The following is a 7,988-nucleotide window of genomic DNA, read 5'->3' on the forward strand; positions in this document are numbered from 1 at the left end:
GGGGTGGGGGGGGGGGGGGGGGGGGGGGGGGGGGGCGGGGGGGGCCCGGGCCCGCCGCCCCCCCCCCCCCCCCCCCCCCCCCCCCCCCCCACACCCCCCCCCCCCCCCCCCCCCGGCGCCCCCCCCCCCCCCCCCCCCCCCCCCCCCCACCACAGGATCCCCTTCCGCCGGAGTAGTGATGACCGACCGACAGCTCCCCAAATGGTCCGAGCTCAAGCCGCTGCTGCGGCCGAAGCCGGTCACGGTGAACCCGACCGAGCGCCGGCTGGAGAAGGCGCTCACGATCCCGGACCTGCGGGCGATCGCCAAGCGCCGGACGCCCCGGTCGGTGTTCGACTACACCGATGGCGCGGCCGAGGCGGAGATCAGCCTGCAGCGGGCCCGCCGCCTGTTCGCCGAGATGGAGCTGCAGCCGTCGATCCTGCGCGACGTGTCCGACATCGACCTCGGCACCTCGATCCTCGGCGGCCGCTCGGAGCTCCCGTTCGCGTTCGCGCCGACCGGTTTCACCCGGATGATGAACCACGAGGGCGAGAGCGCGGTCGTCAAGGTCGCCGAGGAGATCGGCATCCCGTACGCGCTGTCCACCATGGGCACGACGTCGATCGAGGACGTCGCCGCGGCCGCGCCGGACGCCCGCAAGTGGTTCCAGCTGTACGTGTGGAAGGACCGCGACGCGGGTGAGGACCTGGTCAAGCGGTCGGCCGCCGCCGGATACGAGGCGCTCATGCTGACAGTCGACGTACCGGTGGCTGGTGCTCGGCTGCGCGACGTACGGAACGGCTTCACTATCCCGCCGTCGCTGACCGCGAAGACCGTCCTGGACGCCTCGCTGCACCCGGCGTGGTGGGCGAACCTGCTGACCACGCGGCCGCTGACCTTCGCCTCACTGTCCACCTGGGACGGCACGGTCGCAGAGCTGCTGGACAAGCTGTTCGACCCGACGATGACGATCGACGACCTCAACTGGCTGCGGTCGATCTGGTCGGGACCGCTGATCGTCAAGGGCATCCAGACCGTCGACGACGCCCGCCGGGTGGTCGACGCGGGCGCGGACGCGATCGTGCTGTCCAACCACGGTGGCCGGCAGCTCGACCGGGCGCCGACCCCGCTGCGCATCCTCCCCGACGTCCGCAAGGCGGTCGGCAGCGACGCCGAGATCTACCTCGACACCGGCATCATGTCCGGCGCGGACATCGTCGCCTCGATCGCCTTGGGCGCCGACGCCTGCCTGGTGGGCCGCGCGTACCTGTACGGCCTGATGGCCGGCGGCCAGCGTGGTGTGGCCCGGGCCGCGGAGATCCTCACCAAGGAGGTCCGCCGTACGATGGCCCTCCTTGGCGTCTCCCGGATCGCCGACCTCAATCCGTCGCACGTCCGCCTTCCAGCAACGGGAGTGTGAGCCGGAGCCTTCGCCCACAGCGGTCCGCAGTACGACGTCGCCGTTGTGAGAACTCTGTGAATCCTGCGGCCGTGCGGATGCTGGTGCGCCGGGATTCACAGGGAATCTACAGCGGTAGGTGGGCGGTGATGCGCATGCCGCCGGCGGGGGTGCGGGCGGCGGTGAGGGTTCCGCCCAGGGCGGTGGCCCGTTCGCGCATGCCGATGATGCCATTGCCCTCTTTGGGTGGGCCGGCGAGCGACTGGCCGTCGTCGTCGACCTGGAGTACGAGCGCCTCGTCGCCGTACTGGATGCGGACGGTCGCGGAGTTCGCCTTCGCGTGCCGGACGATGTTGGTGAGCGACTCCTGGATGATGCGGAACGCCGCGCGGTCCAGCCCAGTCGGCAACGGCTGCGGGTCGCCGTGGACGATGGTGTGGACCTCCAGACCGGCGCGAGACGTCCGGCTGACCAGGTGCTCGAGCCGCTCGAGACCGGCGACCGGCTGTCGTGGTGCCGACTCGTCCGACTGCCGCAGGATGCCGACGATAGACCGCAGCTCCACCAGGGCTTCCTTGCTGGCGTCCTTGATCGCGGCGAGCGCCGGACCGGCCTGCTCGGGCTGCCGGTCGACCAGGTGCAGCGCCGTCGACGCCTGCACGTTGATCAGCGAGATGTGGTGCGCGACCACGTCATGCAGCTCCTGCGCGATCCGCAGCCGCTCCTCACCCGCCTTGCGCAGCTCGGCCTCTCGGCGCGTCTTGTCTGCCGCGATCGCCCGGTCCCGCTGGGCCCGGAACAGCTCGGCGACGAACCCGAGTACGACGAAACACGTGCCGACGAGGAGAACCTGGTAGATGCCGTCCTCGTTGATGCCGAGGATGAGGCGGCCGCCGACATGGCCGACGTACAGGGCGGCCAGGCCGGCCCAGCCGGCCAGGCGATGCCCGCGGCGGATCACCGAGAACACGGCGATCACGAACGTGAAGATCACCGGGCCCCACGGGTACTGCATCAGCATGTAGGTCAGGGTCGAGATGACCGTTGCCCACAGCACCGGGATCGGGTGGGGCCGGAGCCAGTACAGCGACACCGTCCCGATCAGCAGCAGGACCGCCATGAACCAGTCGGCGGACCGGCGATCCGGCTGGCCGTCGGAGGCGCCGAACGATCCGACCACCACGACCACGCTGAGGACGGCGGGCAGCGCAATCCGCCGTACCTGGGCAGCCCAGGTCGGCGTGCTCGTCGTCGGGTCAGTCGTCGTCACACTACGAAACCGTAGAGGTCCACCCGGTCGGTGTCATCGTCGCCATGGAGTATCCGGCGCTGCTCCGTCCGGAGTAGTTCAGTACTTGACTTTGTAGATCTTCTCTTCGTACGCCTTGCCGTAGTACTCCTCGAGCTCGGCCAGGTCGTCGTCCTGCCGCTCCAGGGCCTTCGCGATCCGCGGGCGGCTCGGCAGCGCCTCCGGGTCCCAGGTCTCGGGCTTCCACAGCTGCGAGCGCAGGAACGACTTCGAGCAGTGGTGGAAGACCTCCTCGATCTCCACCAGCAGCGCGAGCTGCGGGCGATTGCCCCGGACGATCATCTCGTCGAAGAACGGCGCCTCCCGGACGATCCGGGCCCGCCCGTTGATCCGCAGCGTGTCACCGCGACCGGGGATGAAGTAGATCAGGCCGACGTGCGGGTTGCTGAGGATGTTGGTGAACCCGTCCACCCGCCGGTTGCCCGCGCGCTCCGGAATGGCGATCGTGCTGTCGTCGAAGATCTTGGTGAACCCGGCCGGGTCGCCCTTGGGGGAGACATCGCAGCTGCCGTCCGCCGCTGACGTGGCGACCAGGCAGAACGGCGATGCGGCCAGCCACTGCCGGTCCAGCTCGTGCAGCGCCTTGCGGGTCTTGCCGGCGGCGGCTGCCAACGGGGTGGGGACGATCTCGCGCAGCTCGTCGTACGTCGTGATCTCTTCCAGTCCGGGGATCTCCATCAGGCGGCGGTCTCCTCTACCAGCGACGGCGTGGCGTCCTCGTTGACGGCCCTCGTCCGTGCGGCCCATCGTACGGCGGGACCAGTTGCGCAACTGGTCCCCAGGAACAGTGCACCCACAGCGATCCAGCCGATCGGACCCCACCCGAGGACGACGGTCGTGAGCATCGCCGGACCGAGCATCCGGGCGATCGCGGGACCGGTGCCGAAGAAGCCCTGGTACTGCCCCTGCTTGTCGGCCGGCGCCAGTCCGAAGCTGATCTCCCACGCCCCGGAGGCCAGCTTCATCTCGCCCAGAGTCAGGAGTGCGGCACCGGCAACCAGTACGGCGGCCGCCGTCCAGGCGCTCAGGTTCGCGGCGGAGATGGCGAAGACCGCGCACGCGGCCAGCATGGCGACACCGGCGTACCGGATGGACTTGGTCGCTGTGCCGAGGTCCTTGACGCTCTTGGCGGCTTTGACCTGGAAGAGCGTGACCAGGAGCGTGTTGACGATCAGGAGGGAGGCGACGACCCAGTCCGGTGCGTCGGTGCGGGTGACGATCCACAGCGGGACGACCAGGCTGAGCAGCGGCATGAAGAGCAGCATGATCGCGTTCAGCAACGCGAGGACGGCGTACGGACGGTCGTGCAGTACGGCGAGGCGCGGCTCACCCTTGATCCGCGTGCTGACGGTGACGCTGGGGACCCGGTGGATGAGGCGCGCGGCGATCAGGAAGCTGAGGGCGTCGACGGCGAAGACGATCAGGTACGCCGCTGCGGTGTCGAAGTGGAGCGCGATGCCGCCGAGTAGTGCGCCGACTGCGAGGCCCGCGTTGACCGTGGACTGGAGGAACGCGCGGATGCGGGTGCGCTCTTGTGGTTGCACTAGTCCTGCGAGGAGTGCCTGGCGTGCTGCAGTCAGTCCGGTCTGGCTGCTGGCGTAGACGATCGCGGCGATGAGGAAGAGCGGGAAGCTCCGCACTACGAGGAACGCCGCGACTGAGGCTGCCGTGGTCAACGCGAGTACGACTGCGACGCCGCGAGCGCCCTTGCGGTCGGCGAGGTTACCGAGCGGCACACCCATCAGGAAGCCAACCAGCCAAGCCACGGTGAGCCCCAGCCCGACCTGGGCCGTCGACAATCCGACCACCCGGGTGAAGAACAACGCCGACGTCACGATGAACGCCCCGTCGCCCACCGAGTTAGCCAACTGCGCCAGAGCCAACTTCCGCCCGACCCCCATCGGCGGCAACACCCGCCCGACGCCCTCGCCACCGCGGACGTCGCGGCCCCGCCTGCTGCGCTCGATCATGATGCTCATCTCCGGCCTCCCTCAGCTCGTTACTCTCGAGCCTAGGAGCCCATCGGCCCAGCAGGCAGATCCACTTTGCAGCCCATCAGATGGGCCACTTTTCTCTGTGGATAACTCGGACGAGCGGCCGAAACGACGGCACCTTGTAGGCATGAGCTTCCAAGACCTGCCCCCGACCTGGACCGACCATCCCCTCTCCGACCCCACCCGCGCCGCCGACGTCGTCGACCTCCTCGTCAGCCTCGGCGACCGCCACCGCGGCACCTTCACCGTCATCCTCTGCGACGAAAACACCCACTACCGAGCCGCCATAGCCATAGACCTCCCCTCAGAATTCGGCCAACCACCCGCACCCCACGCACCCCCGCCCGCAGCCCACTCGCCCCGGCCCGCGGCCCACTCGCCCCACTCACCCCGAACCGCGGCCCACTCACCCCTGGCCGCCAGCACCATGTGCACCTCAGCTCTAACCCCGATCATCCCCGCCGTACGCACGGCCCCCGGCACCTCCCTGCTCCTGGCCCTAGGCCGCCCCGGCCCCAACATCTGGCCCGACCTAGACACCGAATGGGCCACCGCCGCCACCCACCTCTGCCGCACAACCGCCGTCCCCCTCCTCGGCTTCTACATAGCCACCCCCCACCACATCTACCAACCCCAACTCCTCTCCACAGCCGCCTAACCCCACCCGCCCCAGACCCCGCACACCCACAAGACACCCCCTAACCAACCCCGCCCAGCGCCAGACCCCGCGCGCCACAAGGCACCCCCTCAACAACCCAGCCCAGCCCCCCGGCAACACGTCCACCCACCCCGCACAACCAGACCCCTTCAACCCGACCACCACGAACCCACGCCCCGCCAGCCCCCGCCCACGGCCCGCAAGCACCTCCAACCCCCGCACACTCCTGATCGCCGCCACCGACGCGCCCGCCCCGACCGCCATGCGCCCCGCCGCGCCCGCACCTCGTGATCGCCGTCACCGACGCGCCCGCCCGACGCAGTCGCCCCGGTCCGGTACTTCGTCCTGCAGGACCCCCAAGCGCCCACCGCGCTCGGCACCTCGGTGAACGCCAGAACCCCGCGACTCGCCCGCGACCCCGCAGCCGCCCCCACCGCTCCCGGCTGGCGGGCTATTGCACCGCTGGCGCGTTACAGAGCCTGTTGAGTTTTGGCGTTGGGTTGGCTTGGGCGGCGTCGATTCAGCGGGCCGGGGGCGGCCGGGGTGGTTCAGGTGGCTGGTTGGAGGGTGCGGGTGTGGAGCTTGAGGAGGTTGACGACTGCGGCTGCGAGGTTGAGTTCGCTGGCGGCGGCGGTGAGGCCGCGGCGGCTGAACCGGCGGAGGCCGGTTTGGTCTTTGAGGTGTCCGTTGACGGGTTCGATGGTGGCGGCGCGGCGTTTGTAGGCCTGGTGGCCTTCGGGGGTTCGGAGCCGGTGGCTCATCTGGTCGATCGCGGTCGCGGCTTCGGGTGGTGGCCCGCTGGCCGGGTTGATGGTGGCGGCGCGGGCCTGGTCGCGGTGTTTGCCGAGCGCGATCAGCCGGTCGGGTCCGGGGGCGGTGAGGTTGTCCTCGGAGAAGTAGCCGGCGTCGAACAGCATCAGTCCGATGCCGTGGCAGCGTCCAGAATCCACGCCAGAATCCATGTCAGAATCCATGTCCGCTGTGGTTTCTGGCCCGGTTTGGCAGGTGGGTGGGCGGTGGGCCTGCACAGTGGCGGCGGCCTTCAGCGCGGCGGTGGTCATCGGCTGGGCCTGGCCGGTGTCGACGGTGTCTTGGGTGATGGCGACCGCGAGGATGAGGTGGTCGTCGGTGACCGCGAGCTGGGCGTTGTAGCCCTGGATCCAGCCCTTGCGGGTGGGCATGATCCGCGAGTCGGGGGTCGGTGACGTTGCGCCGCGGTGCGTGGCCGGACGGCTTGTTCGCGGCGGCCTGTTGCACCGCGGCGAGCCGGGCTTGCCGCTCGGCGTGGCGCCGTTCGGCCTTGGCCAGGCGCTGGCGGGCGCGGCCGACCGCGCCGGACTCGTCCACGGGCTGCGGGGGACGCCCGCCGGGACGCCGCCCGGCCCGCTTCCACCGGTGCTGGTAGTCGTTCACCGCGGCCCGGGCCTTCGCCTCGGCCCGCCGGACCCGATCACGGGCCGCCTCAACGGTGGCGGTCGCCTTGGCGTCGGCCGTGGACCGCTCGGCGGCACGCTCGGTGGTCTCGGTCTCGATCTGGGCCAGACACTCCCGCAGCCGCTCGACCCGGCCACCGCCACGGCCCCGCATCGACGGCGGCAGCTCGTCACCACGCTTGTCACCGAACAACGCATCCTCGGCCGCATCGGCCGCGGCTGCCGCCGCGACGATCCGCTCCGCCTCGGTCTGCAGCGCCGCCTCCAATCCGGCACGCAGTTTGTCCTCGGTGCGGTTCGCGTCGATCGAAGCGCTCGCGGCGATCTTGGTGCCGTCCACCGCGATCGACCCGACCCGCCCCAGACCCGCCTTCGCGCACAACACCAGCACCTGCGTGAACAATTCGGTGAACGCAGCCTCGTGCTCTGACCGGAACCGCGCGACCGTCGAATGGTCCGGCACGTCCTGGGCACAGATCACCCGGAACGCCACATTGTCGGTGCACAGCCGCTCGATCTGCCGCGACGACCGCACCCCGTGCGCATACCCGTACAGCAGCAACGTGACCAGCATGTCCGGATCGAACCCGGCCCGCCCCTGCGACACCCGCGCCCGCGCTTGCCGGGAATGGAACACCGTCGTGTCCATCGCCTCGACCGCATCGATCAGAAACCACACCAGATGATCCGGCCCCAGCCAATCCGCCATATCCGGCGGCAACAGAAACGCCTGACCACGATCAACCGGCCGATACGAATTCGCCAGCACCCAACCCTCCAACACCACCCCGACCCAACCAACCAGCGCCACGCCCCAAATCGCAACAGGCTCTACAACGGGCTCGCGGTCACATAACCCGCCACCGGCACGATCTGCCGGCACCCGCCCGCAACCCGCAAGCACCTCCACCGCACCCACGCCCGTCACCTCGCGGCGCCGGTTCCTGACCACCGCCCTGCGCAACCGTCGCGGCTACCCCGACCTCCAACCGCCCACCGCGCCCGCACCTCGGTGAACGCCGAACCCCGCGAGTCGCCCGCGACCCGCAACCGCCAACCTCTGCTGCGCTGCCGCCGGCTGGCGGGTTGTTGCACCGTTGGCGCGTTACAGAGCCTGCTGCAAAATGGATTTGGGGCTCTCTGTCCACACCAACACGCCGCGACTTTTCTCGCCGATCGGCCGTCCGCGCTCCACTCAGACAGTGAATTCGGG

The 7,988-nt window shown here is 70.1% G+C and carries 6 protein-coding genes and 1 pseudogene; 2 read left to right on the plus strand and 5 right to left on the minus strand.

Annotation, left to right across the window (positions count from 1 at the left end; all coding sequences use genetic code 11):
- Positions 1 to 178: 178 nt before the first annotated feature.
- Positions 179 to 1,402 carry an alpha-hydroxy-acid oxidizing protein gene (locus ACIBL3_RS47020; protein ID WP_396360586.1) on the plus strand — a complete coding sequence of 408 codons (1,224 nt, stop codon included), beginning with the start codon at positions 179 to 181 and terminating at the stop codon, positions 1,400 to 1,402.
- A gap of 106 nt (positions 1,403 to 1,508) precedes the next feature.
- Here ACIBL3_RS47020 and ACIBL3_RS47025 read toward each other — a convergent pair whose 3' ends face one another.
- The 3 genes from ACIBL3_RS47025 to ACIBL3_RS47035 form a co-directional block, all read right to left on the minus strand.
- Positions 1,509 to 2,651, minus strand: coding sequence for a sensor histidine kinase (locus ACIBL3_RS47025; RefSeq protein ID WP_396360587.1), 1,143 nt, complete (start codon positions 2,649 to 2,651; stop codon positions 1,509 to 1,511).
- A gap of 78 nt (positions 2,652 to 2,729) precedes the next feature.
- Positions 2,730 to 3,368 (minus strand): pyridoxamine 5'-phosphate oxidase family protein, encoded by a 639-nt coding sequence (locus ACIBL3_RS47030; protein WP_396360588.1) that lies wholly within the window; start codon positions 3,366 to 3,368, stop codon positions 2,730 to 2,732.
- Positions 3,368 to 4,669 carry an MFS transporter gene (locus tag ACIBL3_RS47035; protein WP_396360589.1) on the minus strand — a complete coding sequence of 434 codons (1,302 nt, stop codon included), beginning with the start codon at positions 4,667 to 4,669 and terminating at the stop codon, positions 3,368 to 3,370. Before ACIBL3_RS47035 ends, ACIBL3_RS47030 begins: the two co-directional genes overlap by 1 nt.
- Positions 4,670 to 4,811: 142 nt before the next feature.
- Between ACIBL3_RS47035 and ACIBL3_RS47040 the strand changes: the two genes are divergently transcribed.
- The gene (locus ACIBL3_RS47040; protein WP_396360590.1) at positions 4,812 to 5,342 is read left to right on the plus strand and encodes a hypothetical protein; all 531 of its coding nucleotides are present in this window, start codon (positions 4,812 to 4,814) and stop codon (positions 5,340 to 5,342) included.
- A gap of 548 nt (positions 5,343 to 5,890) precedes the next feature.
- On the opposite strand, the gene ACIBL3_RS47045 is transcribed toward ACIBL3_RS47040, so the two are convergent.
- Both ACIBL3_RS47045 and ACIBL3_RS47050 read right to left on the minus strand, forming a co-directional pair.
- Positions 5,891 to 6,523: a transposase gene (locus ACIBL3_RS47045; RefSeq protein ID WP_396360591.1), complete on the minus strand. Its 633-nt coding sequence runs from the start codon at positions 6,521 to 6,523 to the stop codon at positions 5,891 to 5,893.
- Between the two features lie 652 nt (positions 6,524 to 7,175).
- Positions 7,176 to 7,484 (minus strand): annotated as a pseudogene (locus tag ACIBL3_RS47050) (transposase); the annotation flags it as partial.
- Between the last annotated feature and the right edge of the window lie 504 nt (positions 7,485 to 7,988).

Origin of the sequence: Kribbella sp. NPDC050124 (assembly GCF_044460355.1) — a bacterium.
GTDB lineage: Bacteria > Actinomycetota > Actinomycetes > Propionibacteriales > Kribbellaceae > Kribbella.

Bases quoted from the DNA above. Each gene is read 5' to 3' on its own strand.
- ACIBL3_RS47020 (WP_396360586.1), top strand. From the start codon at position 179: ATGACCGACCGACAGCTCCCCAAATGGTCCGAGCTCAAGCCGCTGCTG.
- ACIBL3_RS47030 (WP_396360588.1), bottom strand. From the start codon at position 3,368: ATGGAGATCCCCGGACTGGAAGAGATCACGACGTACGACGAGCTGCGC.
- ACIBL3_RS47035 (WP_396360589.1), bottom strand. From the start codon at position 4,669: ATGAGCATCATGATCGAGCGCAGCAGGCGGGGCCGCGACGTCCGCGGT.
- ACIBL3_RS47040 (WP_396360590.1), top strand. From the start codon at position 4,812: ATGAGCTTCCAAGACCTGCCCCCGACCTGGACCGACCATCCCCTCTCC.
- ACIBL3_RS47045 (WP_396360591.1), bottom strand. From the start codon at position 6,523: ATGCCCACCCGCAAGGGCTGGATCCAGGGCTACAACGCCCAGCTCGCG.